Below are 23,964 nucleotides of genomic sequence, written 5' to 3' on the forward strand. Positions count from 1 at the left end.
CGACGGGCTCAGTTTAATGAGGCAAGCGAGGTTTTCCAAGAGCGCGCCGAAACTTGACACTCCGCAGGGGTGAATGTCCTATTGCGGCACCGCAAGGAGACCCCTTCCATGAGCGACGACCAGACGCCCGCCGACAGCAAGCTCACCAGCTCCAAGCGCCGCTGGGCGGCAGAGGGCAAGTTCCTGACCGGCCGCATCAGCCGCCCCGAGACCGAGCGCCTGCCGCCCGGCCAGCACCTCGTCAAGAACTGGCCGGTGCTCGATCTCGGCCAGCAGCCCGTCATCTCAACCGAGAGCTGGCGGCTTGAGGTACGCGGCCTTGTCGAAATGACTCTTACCCTCACCTGGGCCGATTTCCAGGGGATCGAGCAGAGCAGCAAGATCAGCGATATCCACTGCGTCACCACCTGGTCGCGCTACGATAACAAATGGAAGGGCGTTTCGACGCGCGATCTGCTCGATCGTGCCATGCCGAGGCCGGAAGCAGCTTACGTCATGCTGACGAGCTACGACGGCTATACCACCAACCTGCCGCTTGCCGATTTCGCCGCCGAGGACGCGATCCTCGCGACCTCATGGGAAGGTCTGCCGCTGACACCAGATCACGGCGGCCCGATGCGCCTCGTCGTGCCGCATCTCTATTTCTGGAAGAGCGCCAAGTGGCTGCGCCGCATCGAACTGATCGCTGCCGATGAGGCCGGTTTCTGGGAAAAGAACGGCTACCACATGCTTGGTGATCCGTGGCGCGAGCAGCGTTATTCCGACGATTGAGCCTTCCGCCGCAGGAAACGGCGAAGCGCCAGGACGGCAAACCCCAACAAGGCGGCAAGCCCCGTCAGCGACGCCATGCTGGCGAAATGAAGCGGTATCTTGCTCCAGCGCGGCTTGATGATATCGGCCGTGTTAAAGGCCTCGCCGCTGAACTGGCAGGTGACGAGCGCAAGCCCACGCCGCACCATATCAGCGTCAACGGCGGAGATGATTTCTCCTGCTGCAGGCGCCTCCCGCGGCATCTCCCGCATCGCCATCAGCACGGCTTTCGTTGCCGCGAGATAGGCATGGGCGCATTCGTTGAACGGACTTTCCTCATCCGTCACGCTGCCCGGCACCCTGCCCCACAGGCAATAGGAATATTGGATCTCGGCATAGTTCAGCACGCGGCGGAACGGCTCGTTGGTATCGACTGCACGGGATGCGAGGTCGATGATCCCACGGCGATAGTCCGAAATCACTGCCATCTCGCCGTGGGAAATTTCCGGGATATCGATACCGCCATGGCTGCCGCCTGCGCTGCGAGAATGCGCGCAGGCGTCGCCGGCGATGATGAGAAGCAGGCTTGCCCCAAGGAGAACACCAAGCCTGTCGTCGCGCCGGATCACCGGAAAGCTGGCCGTAGACCGCTCTTGGCGCCGAGACGCCTTTCGGCTAGCGCTCCGAAAACAATACCGAGCGCTGCCCAAAGGATCGCGTGCATTCCGAGCGTGGTCGTACGGAACCGCCAGAGCACCATCGCCGAGAAATTCTCCGGCACCTCATTGATCGGCGGCAAGAGATAGAGAACCGCGCCGATGAAGACGAGATAGGCGGAGCCGGCGATGATCGCGCCGTTCCAGAGACCGAAGCGTCCGGCAAGGCGGCGCGAAAGCGCCACCGCCGCAATCAGCGAGGCGAGCGAAACGACGATCATCAGGAAGAACAGCTCGGTCCTGACACCGATCGTATCGGGATTGCCGACCGCCGGCGGATTGGCCGGATATTTGACGGCAGGAACCAGAACGACCGCCACGAAGGCGGCAATGGCGATGACGGCCGAGGTGCCACGCGGCGAAAGGCTGCTGAGGCGGCCGTGCACGAAAGCGAAGGCAAGCGAAAAAAGCCCGCCGACAGCAATGCTGTAGGCCATGACGCCGGTGAAAAGGCCGAGACCGGCCTGCGTGGCCCGGCTGACGATCTCAGGTTCGGCGGCTTCGCCAGCCGCCTGGGCACTCGCCTCCTCGAAGGCGATCGCCGCATCGACCAGCGGCTCGCCGAAGGTATGGGCAAAGGCAAAAACCAGGATGCCGGCAATCACGCCCGCGAGCATGCCGCGAAGCAGAAGATTTCCAACCATGTCAGTATCCCCCTAAGCATGTCGCGCAAAACTGTGCAGCGGTTTTGCGAGAACGACATGCGTAAAACAAAGACCTAAAGCGCGAGAAGCGAATCTGAAAGATCGCGATGCGCTTTAGTGGCAGGGAAAGCCGAGGAGATGGCGGGCGTCATGCACGAATTCGTGCACGTACATGCCGTTGAACAGCGCCATCGCGCCTTCCTCGGTGCCGACGAAATAGAGAACGATCAGCATCAGCAGGCCGCCGAAGATCGCCCAGGGCAGGATTTCCCCTACCGGGATCGGCGCCGGTGCCGCGACAGGTGCAAAAGTAGTGTCAGACATGTATTCCTCCGGAATGACGCGTTCAGTCGAAAGAGTGTTGTGCGGCAGGGTCTGACTTCCAGCGCGAAGAAGTTTCGACACGCTGGTCACAGTGGCGCGACCGCGCCGGATTTCCACCGGCTTCCAAACCCGCAACGCCACGGTTATATCTGCACGCCGGAGAGACTGTCAACGAAACTTCACGAGCCGGCAAAGCGCCGTCCCCACCACATTGCGGAGATCGGAACGATGGTGAATACGCGCCTCACCTGGATCTGCCACGGCGCGACGGCGGCAAGCCGCAAGGCCCTGTTTCCGCTCGACGAACCGCTGGAAGACAAAGCGGTCGAGGAAGCCGGCAGGATCGCCCGCCTGCCCCACGCCGACCGTATCGTCACCAGCCCGGCTTTGCGCGCCCGCCAGACCGCTGCAGCACTCGGTCTCGAAGCCGAAATGGAACAGCGGCTTGCCGACTGCGACAATGGCCGCTGGGCCGGCAGATCGATAGCGGCGATCGGGACCGAAGAGCCGGAGAATCTCGTGGTCTGGATGAGCGATCCGGAAGCCGCCCCACACGGAGGCGAGAGCTTTCTCGGCCTGCGCAGGCGCGTCGCCGGCTGGATGGACGAGCAATCCCTGCTCGGAGGCCATGTGATCGCCGTCACCCACCCGGCCGTCATCCGGGCGGCGACCGCGCATGTGCTTCAGGCGCCGCTCCCGTCCTTCTGGCTCATCGACGTCGAGCCGCTGGCGGTCGTTCGTATGACCAGCAATGGACAGCGCTGGTCACTGCGCTTCTAGAGAATTAGATACCCCTCATACTGTCCAGCCTTACGCAAGCAAATAGCGTCATCTCTATTGAACCGGGTTTGACCGGGACTACTTCCTTGTCCCAAGGAGATGGAAGACATGACATATGATTGGAGTGGGGAGCGTACGCGGCGCCTGCGTTTGATGCGGGTTGCGACGTTCACCGTAATTCTGGTCGGTCTGGTCGTCAGCGTCCCGCTGCTGATCGTCACCGCCTGAAAAAGCGAGACAGGGCGAGCGATGCGGCAGCACGCTCGCCCTCGTTCTTCCCGCTCCCTCCCCTCGCCGTTCAACCCGACTCCCCTGTCTTCCCAGCCGCGCCGACGAACGGCCGCAGCGTAATCGCTGTCCCTGTAGCGCCGAAACAGGCTGCTTCTCCAACAATTCGCCTTCTGGTTTCAACGAACATTTCAGATTTTCGTGATACCTCGGCGCAGGGTGGAGATGGAGAAGGCAATAATGCCGGCGTTTTTCCAAAGCAGGGCCGGAAGGCAATGCGTGTCAGTCGTAGTGTTCGGAGTAACCCTCTGGATCCTCAGCACGCTGCTGCACTTCGACGACGGCCTCGTCTCCTTCATGACCGGTTTCGGCAAGTACGGAGCGAACAAGCTCATTCTTGCCCTCGGCATCGCCGGCGCCATGAGCTTCATCTATTCCGTGCTGCGCATCGCCGACCTGCGCAAGGAAATGGAGCTGCGCGCCACCGCACAGGCGAAGGCGGATTGGACAGCCACCCACGACCATCTGACCAGACTGCCGAACCGCTACGCCTTCGAGCGCAAGATCCTCTCGCGGCCGATCCTGGACGAGGAAGCCGAGATCGAGGAGTGGGCTCGCAACGTCACCATCTTCTCCGTCGATCTCGACGGTTTCAAGAAAGTCAACGATCTCGTCGGCCACAAGGGCGGCGACGTCCTGCTGATCGAGGTCGCCAAGCGTATCTGCGCAATCGGCAATGCCGATTGCGTCTATCGTTTCGGCGGCGACGAATTCATCATCGTCGCCTTCGGCCTGACGGCGCAGCGCGAGGAGCGTTTCGCCAAGCTTTTGATCCAGGCCGTCACCCGGCCGATTCACATAGACGGCTTTGCCGTCGAAGTGGGCGCCAGCGTCGGCTACGACCGCTGGGCCGAGGGAGCCGAACCGCTTGAGAATGCCGCGCACCGCGCCGACCTTGCCATGTACGAAGCAAAATCGCGCGGCCCCAACCACCATCTCGTCTTCGAAGCCTCGATGCAGGACAAGGTGGCGGAACGCGCCGCGCTGGAAACGAGGCTGCGCGCCGCGATCTCCAAGAAGGCGATCAAACCCTTCTATCAGCCGCTGATCGACCTCAAGACCGGCCAGCTCTGCGGCTTCGAGGCGCTGGCCCGGTGGATCGGCGAGGATGGCGTCAACATTCCGCCGCCCGTCTTCATCGGCATCGCCGAGGAAACCGGCATGATCACCGCTCTGTTCGAGGATCTTCTCGCCCAGGCCTGCGGCGACGCGCTCGCCTGGCCCGAGCAGGTGATGCTGTCCTTCAACGTCTCGCCGGTGCAGATGGAAGACAAGCTGCTGACCTCGCGCATCCTCAAGGTTCTCTCCGCAAGCCGGCTGCCGCCGCAGCGCCTTGAAATAGAGATCACCGAAAACGCGTTGATCCAGGACCCTGCCGTCGCCGCCGTCGTCCTCGACGAACTGCACGCGGCCGGCATTCAGATCGCGCTCGACGATTTCGGCACGGGCTATTCGAGCCTCGCCCAGCTCGCCCGCTACCGCTTCGACAAGATCAAGATCGACAAGAGCTTCACCGCCACCTGCCGGGACGACGAACGGCAGGAAAAGATCGTCCGCGCCATGCTCGGCCTCGGCAGGAGCCTGAACATCAAGACGACAGCGGAAGGTGTCGAGGACCACGGCCAGCTGGCCTTCCTGCTGCAGCTCGGCTGCGATATCGGCCAGGGCTATCTCTTCGGCAAGGCGATGCCCGCCGCCGAGGCGAGCATCTTCATCGACGATCGCAAGGCCAATCTGGCCTCCACGGCCTGACTCACCGACTGCGAGCTATGTAGCGAAAAATGCCCGATCGGCGGACAAATGCCTTTCCGTCCGAAGCCCCGGCGCTAAGTTCGGCCATCGTGACGCCTCGTGCGGAGTCTCTGAAGACATGCCATCGACCGACCTCCTCCTGACCTTCAACGCCGGCTCATCGACCGTGAAGATCGGCCTCTTCGCGATCGACGGAGCCAGAGCGCGGCGTATCGGCAAGGGGGTGATCGATTTCCGCGCCGAGCCGCTTTCGCTCAATCTGACGGAAGGACCGCAGAGGTTCGAGGTGCCGTTGAAATCGGAGGTGACGGAAGACCTGCATGACGTCATCGACGAGACCTTCGCTCTCCTCGCCGATCATTTCGACATTGCCGCCGTGCGCGCCGCCGGGCACCGCGTCGTCCATGGCGGCGACCGCTTCACGGGGCCGGTCGCGCTCGACGCCGCCGCCATCGATGCCGTCGATGCGCTGACCCCGCTTGCGCCCCTGCACCAGCCGCAGGCGCTGCGCTTCATCCGTGCGCTCAGGCATTTGAAGCCGCACCTTCTCCAGACGGCGTCCTTCGACACGGCCTTCCATGCCACACAGGATGATCTCGTCCGCCGCTTCGCCATCCCCCGGGCGCTGCACGAGGAGGGTATCAAGCGTTACGGCTTCCATGGCCTCTCCTATAAATTCATCGCCGGCGAACTCCGCCGCAGGTCGCCGCAAGCGGCAAAGGTGGTCATTGCCCATCTCGGCAGCGGCGCCAGCCTCTGCGCTTTGGACCATGGTCTCAGCCGCGATTGCAGCATGGGCTTCTCAACGCTCGACGGCATCCCGATGGCGACGCGTCCGGGCTGGCTCGATCCCGGCGTCGTCCTGCATCTGGCTGGCGAGAAGAAGCAATCCCTGAGTGAGATCGAAGACCTGCTCTATCACCGTTCCGGCCTGCTCGGCGTTTCCGGCATCAGCGCCGATAGCCGCGACCTGTTGAAGGACGACCGGCCGGAGGCACGGCAGGCAATCGACCTCTTCACATTGCGCATTGCCGGCGAAATCGGCCGCATGGCGGTCACACTCGGCGGCCTCGACGCCGTCGTCTTCACCGCCGGCATCGGCGAGCATCAGCCTGAGATCCGCGCCGGCGTGGTGAACCGGCTGTCATGGCTCGGCGTCACCATCGACGAAAAGACCAATGCTGCCAATGACTTCGCCATCAGCGCCGGGGATAGCCGCATCGCCGTCCATGTCATCGCCACCGATGAGGAGCAGGTCATCGCCGACGAGGCGATCTCCATTCTGGGCAGTGACTGATTCAGATCAACGACAGGCGGGCAGCCCCGCTCGTATTTGACGTGAACAGGTTTTCGAACGGGAGAAACCGATGGAAAAGCATGTCTCGACCGCCGCTCTGACCGACGCCGAACTCACCCTGATCGACCGTTACTGGCGGGCCGCCAACTATCTCTCGGTCGGCCAGATCTACCTGCTGGCCAATCCCCTGCTGCGCGAGCCGCTGGAGGCGGAACACATCAAGCCCCGCCTGCTCGGCCATTGGGGCACGACGCCTGGCCTCAACTTCATCTATGCGCATCTCAATCGCCTCATCCGCGCCCGCGATCTCGATATGATCTATATGTGCGGCCCCGGCCACGGCGGACCGGGCATGGTCGCCAACACCTATCTCGAAGGCACCTACAGCGAGATCTACCCCGATATTTCCGAGGATGCCGAAGGCATGCGCAAGCTCTTCCGGCAATTCTCCTTCCCCGGCGGCATCCCGAGCCATGCAGCACCCGAAACGCCGGGATCGATCCATGAAGGCGGCGAACTCGGCTACGCCCTCGTCCATGCCTATGGCGCCGCCTTCGACAATCCTGACCTCATCGTCGCCTGCGTCGTCGGCGACGGTGAGGCCGAGACCGGGCCGCTGGCCGCCAGCTGGCATTCAAACAAGTTCCTGAACCCCGCCCGCGACGGCGCCGTCCTGCCGATCCTGCACCTGAACGGCTACAAGATCGCCAACCCCACGATCCTCGGCCGCGCGAATGATGACGACCTCAGGCATCTCTTCGAAGGCTACGGCTACGAACCGTTCTTCGTCGAAGGCCATGAGCCGCGCGACATGCATCAGAAGATGGCAGCGACCCTCGACCGGATCTTCGACCGCATCGGCGAGATCCGCAGGCAGGCCCGTAACGGTGAGGCCGGGGACGGTTGCCCGCGCTGGCCGATGATCGTGCTGCGCAGCCCAAAGGGCTGGACCGGCCCGAAGGAGGTCGACGGCAAGAAGGTGGAAGGCTTCTGGCGCGCCCATCAGGTGCCGGTCTCCAACTGCCGCGAGAATGAGGCTCATCGCAAGATCCTCGAAGACTGGATGCGCGGCTATGATCCGGAAGATCTGTTCGGCGCCGACGGCCGGCTGAACCCGGAGCTGCGCGCACTCGCCCCTGCCGACAAACGCCGCATGGGCGCCAATCCGCATGCCAATGGCGGCTTGCTGCGCAAGGAATTGGTTGTTCCCGATATCCGCGACTATGCGGTCGATATCGGCAAGCGGGGCGGCGCCATGGTGCAGTCGACGGAGATCCTCGGCCAATACCTGCGCGACACGATGAAGCTCAACACGGAGGCTGCCAACTTCCGCATCTTCGGCCCCGACGAAACGGAATCGAACCGTCTCGGCAGCGTCTTCGAAGTCACCGAGCGCGTCTGGATGGAGGATATCGAACCCTACGACGTCAAACTCTCCCGGGACGGACGCGTCATGGAGGTGCTCTCCGAGCATCTCTGCCAGGGCTGGCTGGAAGGCTACCTGCTGACCGGCCGGCACGGCCTTTTCTCCTGTTACGAGGCCTTCATCCACATCATCGATTCCATGTTCAACCAGCACGCCAAATGGCTGAAGGTGACGCGCGAGCTCGAATGGCGAAAGCCGATCTCATCACTGAACTATCTGCTGACCTCGCATGTCTGGCGCCAGGATCATAACGGCTTCAGCCACCAGGACCCGGGCTTCGTCGATCTCGTCGCCAACAAGAAGGCCGATATCGTCCGCATCTACCTGCCGCCGGACGCCAACACCCTGCTCTGGGTCGGCGACCACTGCCTTCGCACCTATGACCGCGTCAACGTCATCGTCGCCGGCAAGCAGCCGGAGCCGCAATGGCTGTCGATGGACGAGGCGGTGAAACATTGTGAGGCCGGCATCGGCATCTGGCACTGGGCAAGCAACGAGGACGACACGATCGCTCCTGATCTCGTCATGGCCTGTGCCGGCGATGTCCCGACGATGGAGACGCTCGCCGCCGTCGACCTCTTGCGCAAGGCCGTTCCGGAACTGAAGATCCGCACCGTCAACGTCGTCGATCTTCTGGCACTGCAATCCAGCGACCAGCATCCCCACGGCCTTTCCGACGAGGCCTTCGACGCGATCTTCACGTCGGACAAGCCTGTCATTTTCGCCTATCACGGCTATCCCTATCTCATTCACCGCCTGACCTATAAGCGCACCAACCACGAGAACATCCACGTCCGCGGCTTCATCGAGGAAGGCACGACGACCACACCTTTCGACATGACCGTCCTCAACCAGCTCGACCGCTTCCACCTCGCCATCGAAGCCATCGAGCGCGTACCGGGCCTGAAGGAGAAGGCAAAAGACGCGCTCGCCGCCTTCCAAGGCAAGCTCGCTGAGCATCACGACTATGTCAGGGAGCACGGCGAGGACATGCCGGAGGTGCGGAACTGGGTGTGGCCGGCAGCGTGAGGCGAAAATTTGCGCCGACGCACCCGAATCTATGCGCCCTCGAGCCGAACCTTCTCTCTCACGCGCCAGACGCGCGGCGTTTCTCCCGCATATTTCAGGAAGAAGCGCGAGAAATAGGCGGGATCGGCAAAGCCGAGCCGAAACCCGATCTCCTGAACGCTGCCAAGCGTGAAGACCAGCTGTCGCTTCGCTTCCTCGATGAGTTTGCCGGCGATCAATTCATGCGGCGTGCTGCCGGTCATCGACCGGACGATACGCGTGAGATGCGTCGGCGAAACGCCAAGTTCTCTGGCGTAGAAGGAAGCGGGCCGGTGCGATCGGAAATGCTGCTGGATGAGTTCGTTCAGCATCTCCATCCGCCTCTCGTTCTCGTTTGACGGAAGCTCCTGCGCATTCCCCTCATGGGAAATGCGCGCCGTCAGCCGCAACGCCAGCCCAACATAGGCGGCCAGCACCTCGTTGCGGCCGCTGCGGCGGTTTTCGAATTCGTCGCCGAGCCGTCTCAACGTCTGCATGACATAGGCCGCCTCGGCATTGTCGGGATCGAGCAGCGTCAGATGCGGCGTCGCCAGCCATTCTCCGAGATGGCTTCGCTCGCCGGGCGGGTGGCTGAGATGAGATCTCAGCATGGTGATCACGAGGCCGTCGATATCACGTGAGAAGCGAAAACCGTGATGGAGGCCAGGAGGAACCGTGATGATAGCCGGCGGACGAATGGCATGGCTCTTCTCGCCGAAAATCGCATCGCCCGAACCGGCCCCGATGTACAATATCTGAAAGAAGCTCTCGTGGCGGTGGAGCCGGATTTCCCATTGATGCAGGCTGCTGCGGGAGCGAATTGTTTCGCAATGCAACCAAAACTCCGGCGCTTGTCCCGTGTTTTCGCCGTAGAGCTCATAAGTAGGCACATGTCTGCTCATGGGAGCTCCTCCCGCACCAATGTTCGATTAGTGCAATTTTTAGGCTGGAATGTCCATTGTTGCGGTGATGGCGGCGCGGCAAAATCTGACAAAACGCAAAAATGTGAGGGAGGAAGCATTTGCGAACCCAGGTCGCCATTATCGGTTCCGGTCCATCCGGCCTGCTTCTCGGCCAGCTTCTGACCGAAGCCGGAATCGATAACGTCATCCTCGACCGCGTGAGCAAGACCTATATTCTCGGCCGGGTGCGCGCCGGCGTTCTTGAGGAAGGCACCGTCGGGCTGCTGGACGAGGCCAAATCCGGAGCGAGGTTGCATGCCGAAGGCCTGCCGCATGACGGCTTTTCCCTCGCCTTTGACGGGCGCGACCATCGCATCGACCTCTCCGAATTGACCGGCGGCCGGCACGTCACCGTCTACGGGCAGACCGAAGTGACGCGCGACCTGATGGAGCGGCGCGAAATGAGCGGCGCCCTATCGATCTACGATGCCGCCGATGTCGCGCCGCATGATTTCGACGGTCGCTCCCCCTTCGTGACCTATACAAAGGACGGCGCCGCCAAGCGCATCGATTGCGATTTCATCGCCGGCTGCGACGGCTTTCATGGAGTGAGCCGCAAATCCGTTCCCGAACGGGCGATCCGAAGTTTCGAGAAGGTCTATCCCTTCGGCTGGCTGGGCCTGCTTACCGACGTGGCGCCCGTCAGCCATGAACTGATCTACGCCAACCATCCAAGGGGCTTCGCGCTCTGTTCGATGCGCTCGGCGACGCGCAGCCGCTACTACATCCAATGCCCGCTCGACGAAAGGGCCGAGGACTGGAGCGACGAGCGCTTCTGGGACGAACTGAGACGGCGCCTGCCGGCGCATCATGCCGAGGCGCTGACGACTGCGCCCTCCTTCGAAAAATCGATCGCTCCCTTACGCTCCTTCGTCGCTGAGCCCATGCGTTTCGGCCGGCTCTTCCTTGTCGGCGATGCCGCCCATATCGTACCGCCGACCGGCGCCAAGGGGCTGAACCTTGCAGCGAGCGACGTCCATTACCTCTTCTGCGGGCTCATCGGGCATTATCGCGAAGGCTCCGATAGCGGCATTGACGGCTATTCGCAAAAGGCGCTCGCCCGCGTGTGGAAAGCCGTCCGATTTTCCTGGTGGATGACGTCGATGATGCATCGTTTCCCCGATACGGGCGATTTCGACCAGAAGATCCAGGAGGCCGAACTCGATTATCTCACACATTCCCGCGCGGCCTCGACGGCGCTCGCGGAAAACTATGTGGGATTGCCTTTCTGATGCGCGGTTGGCGTCAAATCATAATCGCACGGTGATGCATTACGGCATTTATTTCATTTTACATCACCACTTCGGATGACAAGCTGGCGCTGAAACCTCGGTAGCTAGGAAGTACGGCGCGGGAGTGCGCCAAAAGGGAGAGAGAAACATGAAGAAACTGCTTCTGGCCGCCGTTGCGGCAATCGCCATGGGCGCGAGCGCCTATGCCGACACCATCAAAGTCGGCGTCATCGGGCCGTTCTCCGGTCCGTTCGCGCTCCAGGGCAAGAACTTCAAGGCCGGCATCGACGCCTATATGGCCGTCAACGGCAACAAGGTCGGCAGCGATACGGTCGAGATCGTCTATCGCGACGTGCCGCAGGCCGATCCTGCCCAATCCAAGGCGCTGGCCCAGGAACTGATCGTCAAGGAGAAGGTCCAGTATCTCGCCGGCTTCTACTTCACGCCGGATGCCATGGCGGTGACGCCGATCCTGAAGCAGGGCAACGTGCCGATGGTTATCATGAATGCCGCGACTTCGGCGATCGTCACCAAGAGCCCGCTCGTCGTGCGCACCTCGTTTACCACCTGGCAGACCTCGACGCCGATCGCCAAGGTCGCCTTCGACGCCGGCGTCAAGAAGGTGATTTCGGTCGTCAGCGATTATGGCCCGGGCATCGATGCCGAGAACGCCTTCAAGACCGGCTTCGAAAAGGCCGGCGGTCAGGTGGTCGAGGCGATCCGCATGCCGCTTGCGACCAACGACTTCAGCCCGATCATGCAGCGCATCAAGGATTCCGGCGCGCAGGGCGTCTTCGCTTTCCTGCCGTCCGGCCCGACGACGCTCGGTTTCGTCAAGGCCTATAACGAAAACGGCCTGAAGGCGGCCGGTATCAAGTTCTTTGCGCCCGGTGATCTGACGCAGGAATCCGACCTGCCGGCGCTTGGCGATGCTGCGCTCGGCATCCAGACGACCTTCCACTATGCGGTGTCGCACGATTCCCCCGAGAACAAGGCTTTTGTCGAAGCCGCCGCCAAGGCGATCGGCAACAAGGCCGAACTCTCCTTCCCCTCCGTCAGCGCCTATGACGGCATGTATGTCATCTACAAGATGATTGAGGCGACGGGCGGCAAGCAGGATGCCGCAAAGGCTGTCGATGCGGTCAAGGGCCTGGCCTGGACGAGCCCGCGCGGCCCGGTTTCGATCGACCCGGAAAGCCGCCACATCACGCAGAACATCTATCTCCGCGAAGTCGCCAAAACCGATGACGGAACCTACATCAACAAAGAGGTCCAGACCTTCGAAAAGCAGGGCGATCCGGGCCTGGCAGCAGCCAAGTAAATATCCGAAGTCCGGTGACGCGGCGGGCTCCGCATCGAGCCCGCCGCGCCGAAGCAAGGTATTTCCATGCAGACAGTCTTCAGCATCGCCGTCGACGCCTTTGCCTATGGCATGGTGCTCTTCGTGATCTCGATCGGCCTTTCCGTGACCATGGGGCTGATGCGTGTCGTCAACCTGGCGCATGGCGCCTTCGCCATGATCGGAGGCTACATCGCTTCCTATGCCGCCCGTGACCTCGGGCTCGGTTACGCGGTCGCAGTCGTCGCGGCCGTCATCGCCACGATCATCATCGCAATTCCGCTCGAGCGTTTTCTCTACCGCCGGATCTATGGCGCGCCCGAACTGACCCAGGTGCTGATGACCATCGGCATCACCTTCTGCGTCATCGGCATCGCAAATTACGCAATGGGGCCGACGCTGAAAACCATACCGCTTGCCGGCGCCCTGCAGGGATCGGCCGATCTCGGCTTCCGCACCATTCCCGTTCACCGGCTTTTTGTTATCTTCTGCGGTCTCACCGTTGCGTTCGCCCTCTGGTTCGCGATCGAGCGAACCAGCTTCGGGGTGAAGCTGCGCGCCTCCGTCGACGATGCGGCGATGGCGGCGGCCCTCGGTGTGCGCACCGAGATCATCTACGCGGTGAGTTTCGCCATTGCCGTCGGGCTTGCCGCCTTCGGCGGCGTGGTCGGCGCCGAACTCCTGCCGGTCGAACCTTATTACGCGCTGCGCTACATGGTCACGTTCCTGGTCGTCGTCTCCGTCGGCGGCGCGGGCTCCATTCCCGGTGCACTGATCGCCTGCCTGCTGCTCGGCGCGATCGATACGACAGGACGCTATCTGATGCCGGAATTCGGCGAGTTCTTCTTCTATCTCGCCGTGATCGCCATCATCTGCGTCTTCCCACGCGGCCTTGCCGGAAGGGTGAAATGAAATGACGCTGGTGATAGATAACGAAAACGCACGCCTCCGGTCTCGGCGCGGCGTCAGCGGCGATTTCGCCGGCGTGGCGGTCATCACAGCCATCGCCGCGATTGGCTATTTCGCCTTTCCCGACAATCTGGCGCTTCTGACACGGATGATCACGATCGCCCTGCTCGTGCTGTCGCTCGATCTCGTCACCGGTTATTGCGGCGTTGCAACGCTCGGCCATGCCGCCCTTTTCGGCTCCGGCGCCTATGCCGCCGGCATCCTGTCGGCGCATTACGGCATCAACGACCCGCTGCTGATGATGCTCGCCGGCATTGCAGGCGGCGCGGTTGCCGGGCTGCTCTGCGGCGCGATCATCCTGCGCGCGCATGGGCTGCCGCAGCTCGTGCTGTCGATTGCGCTCATCCACCTCTTCCACGAATTCGCCAACAAGGCCTCGTCCTGGACAGGCGGCAGCGACGGACTTTCCGGCATCGCGCCGGATCCGGTCTTCGGCCTTTTCGAATTCGATCTCTACGGCCATACCGCCTTCTTCTTCGCAATGGCGCTGCTGCTTGTCGTCTTCGTGCTGCTGCGGTTGCTGGTCCGCTCACCCTTCGGCATGCTCTGCCGCGGCATCCGGCAGGACCCGCTGCGCATTCGCGCCATGGGCGGCTCACCCAAGGCCACGCTGATCAGGATGTACGTGATCTCTGGCGCCGTTGCCGGCGTCGGCGGCGCCCTGAATGCGATCTCGACCCAGGTCGTCGGCCTCGACAGCCTGTCCTTCACGCAATCGGCCGAAGCGCTTGTCATGCTCGTGCTCGGTGGCACCGGTTCCCTCTTCGGCGCGCTTTCCGGCACCGTCGTCTTCATGCTCTTCGAGGATTACGTCTCGGCAGCCAATCCCTTCCATTGGCTGACCATGGTCGGCGCGCTGCTGATCGCCGTCGTGCTCTTTGCACCGAAAGGCCTCTACGGAACGGCCGCCGCCTTCCTCAGCCGCCGGAAGGAGGCGCGCGCATGAGCCCCGTCTTCGAAGTCGCCAATCTCAGGAAAGCCTTCGGCGGCTTGGCCGTCACCAGTGATGTCTCGCTCGCCATGTCGCCAGGCGACCGCATTGCACTGATCGGCCCGAACGGCGCCGGCAAGACCACCTTCGTCAATCTCGTCACCGGCAATCTCTCACCAGACTCCGGCGAGGTTCGCCTCGGCGGCGAGGCGGTGACGAAGGTCGATGCGATCGGCAGGGTCAAGCGCGGCCTCGTCCGCTCCTTTCAGGTAACCCGGCTTTTCCAGGACATGACGCCCGCCGAACATGTCGGGCTCGCCGTGCTCCAGCGCGACGGAAAGACCCGCAGGATGTTCGGGAATTTCCTCGCCATGCCCGGCGTCATGACGGAGGTCGACGATCTCCTCGGAAAACTCGGGCTTGCCTCGCTGATGCATCGCAAGGTCAGCGAAATCGCCTATGGCCAGCAGCGGCTTCTCGAAATCGCGGTGGCACTGGCGCTGAGGCCGAAGGTGCTGCTGCTGGACGAGCCGGCGGCGGGCGTGCCACAGAGCGATACCGGCCGCATCGAGCAGGCGCTTGCCGATCTGCCCGCCGATCTCGCCGTCCTGATGATCGAACACGACATGGACCTCGTCTTCCGTTTCGCCAAACGCGTCATCGTGCTGGCGGCAGGCGCGATCATCTTCGATGGCCTGCCTGAAGACGTCACCAAGGATGCGCGTGTGCGCGAGGCCTATCTCGGGAGCTATGCCAATGCCAGCCATATCGCTTGAGGTCGAAAATCTCTCGGCAGGATATGGGCCGACACGCGTGCTGGAAGGCGTTTCCTTCTCCGTGCCGGCAGGCGCGCGGCTCGCCGTGCTCGGCCGCAACGGCATGGGCAAGACCACGCTGCTGGCAACGCTTGCCGGACAGACCAGGCGATATGACGGCCATATTCGCCTCGGCGGGTCGGATGTCACCGCGGCGCCAAGTGCTGCACGGGCGCATAAGGGCCTCGGATATGTTCCGCAGACACGCTGCATCTTTCCGACGCTGACGGTCGAGGAAAACCTGTTCGTCGGATTGAAGGCGCGGCCGAAAACGGCACTTGAGGAAGCCTATGCCATGTTCCCGCGCCTGAAAGAGCGCCGCCGCAATCTCGGCAGCCAACTCTCCGGCGGCGAGCAGCAGATGCTCTCCACCGCCCGCACCATTCTCGGCCGCCCGTCGGTTCTGCTCCTCGACGAACCGCTGGAGGGCCTTGCACCCGTCATTTGCGAGGAGCTGATGGCCGCCTTCGCCGAACTCGCCAAATCAGGCGACATGACCATCCTCCTCGTCGAACAGCGCATCCAAAGCGCCCTCGACTTCGCCGATCAGGTCATCATTCTCGAACGCGGCAAGCTGGCCTGGGCGGGAACGCCGGCGGACCTATCCAGGGATCACGAAGCGGTAGAAAGCTTGCTCGGAGTGGGCGGCCTGCATTGAAGCAATCAATGCAGTATATCGTCATGATCACGTCATCATTATTCTGGCATTGTTACGCCGCCCGAAAGATTTCTTCCGGCAGAAATTGATAGAACGCCTGCAGAAAAAGAAATACCCCGCGCGCCGAAACAGCATCAGCGTAAGACAGGGCATAAATCTTTCTTGCCAAGGGAATAGACGCCGACATCGATGCCTCTATTGGAATATTTGAGCTGCAGACAAATTGCGCCTGTTGGATTTGACAGGCTGAATTGATCTGACACTCCGTCAAATTTCGTTGCCAAGCACCCGATAGAGTTGCATATTCGAACAGATATTTCAGACGGGAGGTAGAAATGGCAAACCACAAGCCGGTCGCAGGTGACGTATACCAGCCTATTTTCGACGTCGACAACCCGATCGACGGCAACATCCTGGACAGCACCAGTTCCACAGATGCCGACGGAGATCTTGTGCGTCTCAACTTCGTGAACGGACAGCGAATTCCGCAACCGGCCAATCCGGATGGACCGGCCACGACGACGACGATCGAGGGAAAATACGGCACGCTGACCGTCTATTCCAACGGCAACTACACCTATGAACTCGATCACTCCAATCCGGTGGTATCAGCGCTCGGCCCGGGAGATCAACTCGTCGACCAGTTCAATTTCAAGATCTCGGACGGCAAAGGCGCCACCGACTTCGGCTTGCTCAATATCGCGGTCGACCTGCCGGAACGCGGCGACGTCTTCGTCAATTTCGAGGATGTCGGCAAATACGACTTCCCCACCGGCTACAAAGGCTTCGATTGGGGCGCCTGGCACGATGGTGACGACGCAACGGTACACAAGGAAGCCGACGGCAACCATTATCTGTCAGGCGGCGTGTTCTGGACGCCCATCCAGGCCGCCGATGGCGGCACCTTCCAGATCGAACAATTCAGCGTGGCAAACGGCACATCGGACTATGACAACGTCCTGACGATCGAAGGCCGCCTAAATGGCGATACCGTATTCTTGGTCACGGTCAACGTCACCGCCGACAATATCCATGACCCGCAAGTGATCGATCTCAGCGCCTACGGCTCGATCGATTATCTCATACTCGACACCGAACCCGTCATCACAGAAACGAGCGGTCCTGACTATTACGGCGCGCAATACGACAATTTTCATTTCATTGTTTGAGGGATTGGGCGAGCGGCGCGGGGGATCTCCCCGCGCTGGAAGGCGGGATTGGCGATTGGCGGATTCTGTTCACGGAAGACGGACAAGTGATCTCCATTATTAAGGTCGCCCCGCGAGGTAGTGCTTATGAATAAGCGAAATAGCTTCATGAACGCTCAGTTCATCACCACCGCATCCGGAGAACGGATGGCAGTTCGCCGAGAACGATTATCGCCGGCTTCTCGACAACTTGGAAGACGCTCTCGATGGGATCGCCGTAGCTTCCTTCCGGGAGAAACTTGCGTCCGGCCAGGAAGAGCTTGTCCCGGGCGAATTCGCAAACCGGCTGATCGACGGAGAAAACCCGAGCAAGGTGTGGCGCGAATATCGTGGGATGACATCCCGCGACTTGGCCGCAAAGGCTGATATCAGCCCCGGCTTTCTTTCGCAGATTGAGAACGGCGCACGCGATGACAGCTTCGAAACGATCAGAAGATTGCCGCTGCCCTGAATGTGGCCTTAGAGCATGTCGCGCAAAAGTGTGCAGCGGTTTTGCGGCAAAGACATGCGCAAACCAAAGACTTAAAGCGTGGCAAGCGAATCTGAAAGATCGCGACACGCTTTAGACGACCTCGCATAGCGACAACGCCTGCATCGGGCAACCGAGAGCCAAGCTACTACTATCCATCTGTTTTATAAGAAAGAATGGTAGCGGAGGAGGGATTTGAACCCCCGACACAAGGATTATGATTCCTCTGCTCTGACCTACTGAGCTACTCCGCCACTGGTCAAACGATACCTGCTCGCGAAGCGCTGCGGGCTCGTGGGATGAGCGGCTTATAAGGTGCGGCTCGGCTTTGTGTCAAGCGCATGATGGAGAAAAACGGTGGGCCTTTGTCGCCCGCCCGCTCCTACCGGTTTCAGGCGGCGACGGGGCCGGCCAGCAGGGCCTTGAGTGAAGCCTCGGCCGAAGGTTCGCGCTCGGAGCGCTCGATGAAACCGCCGCCGAAGACGCGGGCGTCGTCACCGGGCGCGGAATAAAGCGCACAGGCCTGGCCGGGCGCAATGCCCGCCTCGCCGACCGTCAGGTCGACATGGATGCCGGTCGTATCGACGTGCAGCACGGCGGGCGCCGGCGCCCGCGTCGAGCGGACCTTGGCGTAGCAGGCGAAGCCTTCGCCGGACGCGGCTTCCGCAAGCGTCTCGTCGCCCAGCCAGTTGACGTCGCGCAGATAGACGCGGTGCGTTTCCAGCGCCTCCTTCGGCCCGACGATGACGCGGCGCGAGCGGGCATCGAGATAGACGACATAGAGCGGCTCGCCGGTGGCGATGCCGATGCCGCGGCGCTGGCCGATCGTGAAGTGCAGGATACCTTCGTGGGTTCCGAGCACGCGGCCGTCGAGATGGACGATCTCGCCGGCGAGCGCCGCATTCGGCTTCAGCTTGGTGATGATGTCGGAATATTTGCCCTGCGGCACGAAGCAGATGTCCTGGCTGTCGGCCTTCTTGGCGACGACGAGGCCCATCTCTTCGGCGAGCCTGCGGGTCTCGGCCTTCGGCAGGCCGCCCAGGGGAAAGCGGAGATAGTCGATCTGTTCCTGCGTCGTGGCGAAGAGGAAATAGCTCTGGTCGCGGTCGGCGTCAGCAGGCCGGAAAAGCGCCCGGCGGCCGGGCTTCTCAGCCGAAGGGTTCGGCCGCGAGCGGATATAATGGCCGGTCGCCAGCGCATCAGCGCCGAGTTCCTTGGCTGTCGCCAGGAGATCGGCAAACTTGACGGTCTGGTTGCAGGAAACGCAGGGGATCGGCGTTTCGCCCGCCACATAGCTTTCGGCGAAGGGATTAATCACCGTTTCGCGGAAGCGCTTTTCGTAATCGAGCACGTAATGCGGAATGCCGAGCGTCTCGCAGACGCGGCGCGCATCGTCGATATCCTGGCCCGCGCAGCAGGAACCGGCGCGGTGAACGGCCGCTCCGTGGTCGTAAAGCTGCAGCGTGATGCCGAGCACATCGTAACCCTGCTGTTTGAGAAGGCCGGCAACGACGGATGAATCGACGCCGCCCGACATGGCGACGACGACACGGGTCTCTTCCGGCTTCTTGTCAAAATCCAGTGTGTTCAACGATAGTGCCAATTCTGCGCTGTTTCGATCCGCCGTTCTGACTTCGGAATGTGGCGGATTTCCTGCATTTCCGGCGGGATCGGCCGCCAGCTTTCATGGGCGACGGATATAGAAATTATTGCGCCCGCGCGCAAGTGCCGGCGTTTCGGTTGGAGTTGCCGGCGTCATACGCCGCTCATGCATTGCAGCTATTCGCAATCGGTCTTTGCCAGCCCGCATTTCGTCGCGTAGATGAACTGACCCACCTTTAGAAGATTCGAATACATGACAACCGCCTCAACCACGCTTCGCGGCGTCCTTGTCGCATTTGTCGGCTATGCCGTCTTTGCCTTCAGCGATGCATCCATCAAAGCCCTACACGGCGCCGTTCCCTCCTTCCAGATCGCCTTCACCGGCGCGGTGCTCAGCCTGTCGGCCCTTCCCTTCATCAAGGGGCCAGGCGATTCATGGCTCGACATATTCGCAACGACGAACCGGCCGCTCTGGATGGCGCGATTTGCCGCCGGCGCCACCGGCTCGATCGCTTCCATCATCGCCTTCACCAAGCTGCCGATGGCCGAGGCCTTCTGCCTGCTGTTCCTGCTGCCGTCGGTCGTCACCATCCTTTCGGTGATCTTCCTGAAGGAGGATGTGCGCTGGCAGCGCTGGGCTGCCGTCATCGTCGGCTTCCTCGGTGTGCTGGTCGTTCTCCGGCCGGGCTTCCGCGAACTGTCCGCCGGCCATCTGGCGGCAACCATCGGCGCTGTCTCCGCCGCCGTCGCCATCGTCATCCTGCGCGCGCTCGGCCCGGCAGAGAAGCGCCTGTCGCTCTATGGCGCGTCCCTGCTCGGCACGCTTATCGTCAGCGGCGTTCTCATGCTCTCCGAGATCGTCGTGCCGAGCCCGCAGCAATGGGTCTTTCTTGCAGGCTACGGATTGCTCGGCGCTGCGGGAAACGTGATGCTGATGACGGCCGCGCGGCTCGCCCCGGCAACGCTCGTAGCGACACCGCAATACAGCCAGATGATCTGGGCCATCGGCTTCGGCTACCTCTTCTTCAACGATCGTGTCGACCTGCCGATGGCGGTCGGCATCGTGCTCATCATCTGCTCCGGCCTGCTGACGCTGATCCGCGAGCGCAAGCGCCACGTACCCTTGCCCGCAGCCGTGGCCTCCGGCGACGCGCAATCGCCGCTCGCCACGACGCCGGCCGAAGGCGATGCGCAGGCACCCGCGCGATAGGCTTATTGCCCCTGACGTCGATTTTGCGCCGGTGTTCGTTATCAGGCCTCCTGCGCCCTGGGATTAATCCGATCTTACTAAAATAATTGATGCGCCATGGAACGATTCCTTCGATCATGCGTTGCAGGGACATAAATGCCGCAATCGAATTGCTGAGGAGGGTTTCATGGGCAGGTTCGGCACGACGACGGAGTACAGCAGAATCAAACATTGGATCGAAGAGCGCGGCGGCCATCCCGTGCGCATCAAGAACGCGAGCGACAGCGAAACGGTCCGCGTCGATTTCTCTCCGGAAACGCAGGAGGATATTTCCTGGGACGAATTCTTCCAGGGCCTCGACGGCAGCAGGCTCGCCTTCCTTCACCGCACGAAGGCTGAGGACGAAAGAGCTCGCTTCGGCAAGCTCGTCCGCCGGAAACGCTTGCCTCACTGAAATTCATTCCGTTCCTGACGCAGAAAACCCGGCGCATTTCCCGCGCCGGGTTTTCAGTATTTCCTTGGGAGGGAAACTTGGAGCATGTCGCGCAAAAGTGTGCAGCGTTTTTGCGATAACGACATGCGTAAAAACAAAGACCTAAAGCGCGAGGAGCGAATCTGAAAGATCGCGACGCGCTTTAGTCGATGTTGAAGGTCAGCAGCTTTGCCTGGCGGATCGCCTGGTGCGCCGTCAGCTGTGCCAGCACAGTGTCATCCACCTCGCCGTCGACATAGAGCAGCGCGATGGCGTCCCCGCCCTGCTTGTCGCGGCCGAGCTGGAAGTTGGCGATGTTGACGGCGGCAGTACCGAGCGTCGTGCCGATGAAGCCGATCATGCCGGGAACGTCGGTATTGGTGATGTAGATCATGTGCGAGCCGACATCGGCATCGAGGTTGATGCCCTTGATCTGGATGAAGCGTGGCTTGCCGTCCGAGAACACCGTGCCGGCAACCGAGCGCGTCATGCTTTCCGTCGTCACCGTCAGCTTGATATAGCCGTCGAAGACGCCCGTCTTGTCGCGCTTGACCTCGGAGAGCACGATGCCCTTTTCCTTGATCATGATCGGCGCCGAAACCATGTTGACGTCGGCGACCTGCGGGCGGATGAGGCCGGCGAGCACCGCGCTCGTCAGCGCCCGCGTGTTCATGCCGGCGGTGATGCCGTCATAGAGGATTTCGATTTCCTTGATCGGCTCTTCCGTGACCTGGCCGACGAAGGCGCCGAGAACGTCGGCAAGACGGATGAAGGGCTTCAGGATCGGCGCTTCCTCAGCCGTGATCGACGGCATGTTGATGGCGTTGGAAACGGCACCCTTGACGAGGTAGTCCGACATCTGTTCGGCCACCTGCAGAGCGACGTTTTCCTGTGCTTCGGTCGTCGAAGCGCCGAGATGCGGCGTGCAGACGACGTTCGGCAGGCCGAAGAGCGGGCTTTCCTTGGCGGGCTCGACTTCGAAGACGTCGAAAGCGGCGCCGGCGACATGACCGGACTTGATGGCTTCGGCAAGGGCCGCTTCATCGACGAGACCGCCGCGGGCGCAGTTGATGATGCGCACGCCGGGCTTGGTCTTCGCCAACGCTTCCTTGTTGAGGATGCCGCGCGTCTTGTCGGTCATCGGCACATGCAAAGTGATGAAATCGGCGCGGGCGAAAAGCTCGTCCAGCTCGACCTTGGTGACGCCCATCTCCTCGGCGCGCTCCTTGGAGAGGAAGGGATCGTAGGCGACGACATGCATCTTGAGGCCGATGGCGCGGGCGCAGACGATCGAGCCGATATTGCCGGCGCCGATGACGCCGAGCGTCTTGCCGGTGATTTCGACGCCCATAAATTTCGACTTCTCCCACTTGCCGGCCTGCGTCGAGGTATCGGCGGCCGGAAGCTGGCGGGCGACGGCGAACATCAGCGCGATCGCATGTTCGGCCGTGGTGATCGAATTGCCGAAGGGCGTGTTCATGACGATGATGCCTCGGCGTGAAGCGGCCGGGATATCGACATTGTCGACGCCGATGCCGGCGCGGCCGACGACCTTGAGGTTCTTCGCCCCTTCGATGATCTTTTCCGTCACCTTGGTGGCGGAGCGGATGGCGAGGCCATCATACTTGCCGATGACTTCGAGCAGACGGTCCTTGTCCTTGCCGAGCTGCGGTTCGAAATCGACTTCGACGCCGCGGTCGCGGAAGATCTGGACGGCGGTTTCCGACAATTCGTCGGATACGAGAACGCGAGGTGCCATTGTGGCCTCCTTCAAAAGTGTTCAGCGATGAATAAAGATGGGATGCTGGGGCTCCGCCCTCAGGCGGAGCCGGATGCGATCACGTCAGGCAGCGGCCTGAGCGAGCTGCGCCTTCTGCGTTTCGAAGGCCCAGGAAAGCCAGGGCATCAGCTTCTGCATGTCGGACGCCTCGATCGTGGCGCCGGCCCAGATGCGCAGGCCCGACGGCGCGTCGCGGTAGTGGCCGACGTCGTAAGCAACGCCTTCCTTTTCCAGGAGGCCGACCAGGCCCTTGGCGAAATTCGCCTGACCGTCTTCGTCGAGCGCCGCGATATCCTTGTCCACGATCTTCAGGCAGACGGAGGTATTGGAGGCCGTTTCCGCCTTGACGGCGAGATTGGCGATCCAGTCGTTTGCCGCGACGAAATCGTGGATGACCTTGGCATTGGCATCGGCGCGCGCGATCAGCGCCTTGAGGCCGCCGAGCTGCTTGGCCCAGACAAGCGCATCGATATAATCCTCGACGCAGAGCATCGACGGCGTGTTGATCGTTTCGCCCTGGAAGATGCCTTCCGTCAGCTTGCCGCCCGAGGTCATGCGGAAGATCTTCGGCAACGGCCAGGCCGGCGTATAGGTGGTGAGACGCTCGACGGCGCGCGGCGAAAGGATGATGACGCCATGCGCGCCCTCGCCGCCCAGAACCTTCTGCCAGGAGAAGGTGACGACATCGAGCTTGGCGAAATCGAGTTCCTGCGCGAAAGCGGCCGAGGTGGCGTCGCAGATCGTCAGGCCCTTGCGGTCGGCTGGGATGAAATCGCCGTTCGGCACGCGCACGCCCGAGGTGGTCCCGTTCCAGGTGAAGACGACGTCGCGGTCGAAATCGACGGCGGAAAGATCGGGAAGCTCGCCGTAACCGGCTTCGAGCTTGCGCACATCCTTGAGCTTCAGCTGCTTGACGACATCAGTCACCCAGCCTGCGCCGAAGCTTTCCCAGGCGAGCATGTCGACGCCGCGTTCGCCGAGCAGCGACCAAAGCGCCATTTCGACGGCGCCGGTGTCGGACGCCGGAACGATGCCGATGCGGTAATCCGCCGGCACTTCGAGAATTTCACGGGTAAGGTCGATGGCCTGCTTGAGCTTGGCCTTGCCGACCTTCGCGCGGTGCGAACGGCCGAGAGCCGCGTCGGAAAGGGCTTCGAGCGACCAACCGGGGCGCTTCGAGCAAGGGCCAGAAGAAAAATGAGTATTGTGCGGACGGATGTCCGGCTTTGCGGTCTTCGCCATGATGCTATCCTCTCAGATAGAAAGCCCTTCGTTGGGGAAGGGTGTCCCGCCGCCGTGTGTATGGATCGGAGG

Annotated in this window: 22 protein-coding genes, 1 tRNA gene and 1 riboswitch; of the genes, 15 read left to right on the top strand and 8 right to left on the bottom strand. The window is 61.9% G+C overall.

Annotation, left to right across the window (positions count from 1 at the left end):
* The first annotated feature begins 108 nt into the window (after positions 1-108).
* On the top strand, positions 109-771 hold the full coding sequence (locus tag ATY78_RS12970) for a sulfite oxidase-like oxidoreductase (RefSeq protein ID WP_088682752.1): 663 nt from the start codon (positions 109-111) through the stop codon (positions 769-771).
* Here ATY78_RS12970 and ATY78_RS12975 read toward each other — a convergent pair.
* The 3 genes from ATY78_RS12975 to ATY78_RS12985 all read right to left on the bottom strand — a co-directional run bounded on the left by ATY78_RS12975 (position 756) and on the right by ATY78_RS12985 (position 2,434).
* Positions 756-1,379, bottom strand: a complete 624-nt coding sequence (locus ATY78_RS12975) for a hypothetical protein (protein ID WP_088682753.1) — start codon at positions 1,377-1,379, stop codon at positions 756-758. The two genes, ATY78_RS12970 and ATY78_RS12975, sit on opposite strands and share 16 nt — an antisense overlap.
* Positions 1,376-2,110, bottom strand: coding sequence for a CbtA family protein (locus ATY78_RS12980; RefSeq protein WP_088682754.1), 735 nt, complete (start codon positions 2,108-2,110; stop codon positions 1,376-1,378). The genes ATY78_RS12975 and ATY78_RS12980 overlap by 4 nt, the downstream gene beginning before the upstream one ends.
* A 114-nt stretch (positions 2,111-2,224) precedes the next feature.
* A complete protein-coding gene (locus ATY78_RS12985) occupies positions 2,225-2,434 on the bottom strand; it encodes a CbtB domain-containing protein (RefSeq protein ID WP_088682755.1) in 210 nt (69 codons plus the stop codon).
* Positions 2,435-2,459: 25 nt separating this feature from the next.
* Positions 2,460-2,610, bottom strand: a riboswitch (cobalamin riboswitch).
* 55 nt (positions 2,611-2,665) lie between these two features.
* On the opposite strand from ATY78_RS12985, the gene ATY78_RS12990 reads away from it, so the two are divergent.
* From ATY78_RS12990 to ATY78_RS13005, 4 genes are all read left to right on the top strand, one after another.
* Positions 2,666-3,214: a histidine phosphatase family protein gene (locus ATY78_RS12990; protein WP_088682833.1), complete on the top strand. Its 549-nt coding sequence runs from the start codon at positions 2,666-2,668 to the stop codon at positions 3,212-3,214.
* A 468-nt stretch (positions 3,215-3,682) separates the two neighbouring features.
* A complete protein-coding gene (locus ATY78_RS12995) occupies positions 3,683-5,254 on the top strand; it encodes a bifunctional diguanylate cyclase/phosphodiesterase (protein ID WP_088682756.1) in 1,572 nt (523 codons plus the stop codon).
* A gap of 118 nt (positions 5,255-5,372) precedes the next feature.
* Positions 5,373-6,551: an acetate/propionate family kinase gene (locus tag ATY78_RS13000; protein ID WP_088682757.1), complete on the top strand. Its 1,179-nt coding sequence runs from the start codon at positions 5,373-5,375 to the stop codon at positions 6,549-6,551.
* A gap of 70 nt (positions 6,552-6,621) precedes the next feature.
* Positions 6,622-9,006: a phosphoketolase family protein gene (locus ATY78_RS13005; protein ID WP_088682758.1), complete on the top strand. Its 2,385-nt coding sequence runs from the start codon at positions 6,622-6,624 to the stop codon at positions 9,004-9,006.
* Between the two features lie 29 nt (positions 9,007-9,035).
* Here ATY78_RS13005 and ATY78_RS13010 read toward each other — a convergent pair whose 3' ends face one another.
* A complete protein-coding gene (locus ATY78_RS13010) occupies positions 9,036-9,926 on the bottom strand; it encodes a helix-turn-helix domain-containing protein (RefSeq protein WP_088682759.1) in 891 nt (296 codons plus the stop codon).
* 119 nt (positions 9,927-10,045) lie between these two features.
* Here ATY78_RS13010 and pobA point away from each other — a divergent pair, with 119 nt between their 5' ends.
* From pobA to ATY78_RS28860, 8 genes are all read left to right on the top strand, one after another.
* Positions 10,046-11,218 carry a 4-hydroxybenzoate 3-monooxygenase gene (gene pobA / locus ATY78_RS13015; protein WP_088682760.1) on the top strand — a complete coding sequence of 391 codons (1,173 nt, stop codon included), beginning with the start codon at positions 10,046-10,048 and terminating at the stop codon, positions 11,216-11,218.
* Between the two features lie 148 nt (positions 11,219-11,366).
* Positions 11,367-12,539 (top strand): ABC transporter substrate-binding protein, encoded by a 1,173-nt coding sequence (locus ATY78_RS13020; protein WP_088682761.1) that lies wholly within the window; start codon positions 11,367-11,369, stop codon positions 12,537-12,539.
* A 66-nt stretch (positions 12,540-12,605) separates the two neighbouring features.
* Positions 12,606-13,469, top strand: a complete 864-nt coding sequence (locus ATY78_RS13025) for a branched-chain amino acid ABC transporter permease (protein WP_088682762.1) — start codon at positions 12,606-12,608, stop codon at positions 13,467-13,469.
* Between the two features lies 1 nt (position 13,470).
* On the top strand, positions 13,471-14,472 hold the full coding sequence (locus ATY78_RS13030; protein ID WP_088682763.1) for a branched-chain amino acid ABC transporter permease: 1,002 nt from the start codon (positions 13,471-13,473) through the stop codon (positions 14,470-14,472).
* Complete coding sequence (locus tag ATY78_RS13035; RefSeq protein ID WP_088682764.1) at positions 14,469-15,233, top strand: ABC transporter ATP-binding protein; 765 nt, start codon at positions 14,469-14,471, stop codon at positions 15,231-15,233. Before ATY78_RS13030 ends, ATY78_RS13035 begins: the two co-directional genes overlap by 4 nt.
* Positions 15,214-15,930 carry an ABC transporter ATP-binding protein gene (locus tag ATY78_RS13040; RefSeq protein ID WP_088682765.1) on the top strand — a complete coding sequence of 239 codons (717 nt, stop codon included), beginning with the start codon at positions 15,214-15,216 and terminating at the stop codon, positions 15,928-15,930. Before ATY78_RS13035 ends, ATY78_RS13040 begins: the two co-directional genes overlap by 20 nt.
* Before the next feature lie 335 nt (positions 15,931-16,265).
* Entirely contained in the window at positions 16,266-17,099 is an 834-nt protein-coding gene (locus tag ATY78_RS13045; protein WP_088682766.1) for a VCBS domain-containing protein, read from the top strand.
* A 373-nt stretch (positions 17,100-17,472) separates the two neighbouring features.
* The gene (locus ATY78_RS28860) at positions 17,473-17,589 is read left to right on the top strand and encodes a helix-turn-helix transcriptional regulator (protein ID WP_245313576.1); all 117 of its coding nucleotides are present in this window, start codon (positions 17,473-17,475) and stop codon (positions 17,587-17,589) included.
* Positions 17,590-17,784: 195 nt separating this feature from the next.
* Here ATY78_RS28860 and ATY78_RS13060 read toward each other — a convergent pair.
* Together ATY78_RS13060 and mnmA are read right to left on the bottom strand one after the other, a co-directional pair.
* Positions 17,785-17,861: transfer RNA gene (locus tag ATY78_RS13060), tRNA-Met, on the bottom strand.
* A gap of 137 nt (positions 17,862-17,998) precedes the next feature.
* Complete coding sequence (mnmA, locus tag ATY78_RS13065; protein ID WP_088682767.1) at positions 17,999-19,198, bottom strand: tRNA 2-thiouridine(34) synthase MnmA; 1,200 nt, start codon at positions 19,196-19,198, stop codon at positions 17,999-18,001.
* 264 nt (positions 19,199-19,462) lie between these two features.
* On the opposite strand from mnmA, the gene ATY78_RS13070 reads away from it, so the two are divergent.
* On the top strand, positions 19,463-20,419 hold the full coding sequence (locus ATY78_RS13070) for a DMT family transporter (protein WP_088682768.1): 957 nt from the start codon (positions 19,463-19,465) through the stop codon (positions 20,417-20,419).
* Between the two features lie 166 nt (positions 20,420-20,585).
* Positions 20,586-20,852 (top strand): hypothetical protein, encoded by a 267-nt coding sequence (locus tag ATY78_RS13075; RefSeq protein WP_088682769.1) that lies wholly within the window; start codon positions 20,586-20,588, stop codon positions 20,850-20,852.
* A 181-nt stretch (positions 20,853-21,033) separates the two neighbouring features.
* On the opposite strand, the gene serA is transcribed toward ATY78_RS13075, so the two are convergent.
* Positions 21,034-22,629, bottom strand: coding sequence for a phosphoglycerate dehydrogenase (serA, locus tag ATY78_RS13080; protein ID WP_088682770.1), 1,596 nt, complete (start codon positions 22,627-22,629; stop codon positions 21,034-21,036).
* An 84-nt stretch (positions 22,630-22,713) separates the two neighbouring features.
* A complete protein-coding gene (locus tag ATY78_RS13085; protein ID WP_088682771.1) occupies positions 22,714-23,892 on the bottom strand; it encodes a phosphoserine transaminase in 1,179 nt (392 codons plus the stop codon).
* Positions 23,893-23,964 lie beyond the last annotated feature (72 nt).

Source organism: Rhizobium sp. R635 (genome assembly GCF_002211285.1).
Taxonomy (GTDB): Bacteria; Pseudomonadota; Alphaproteobacteria; order Rhizobiales; family Rhizobiaceae; genus Rhizobium.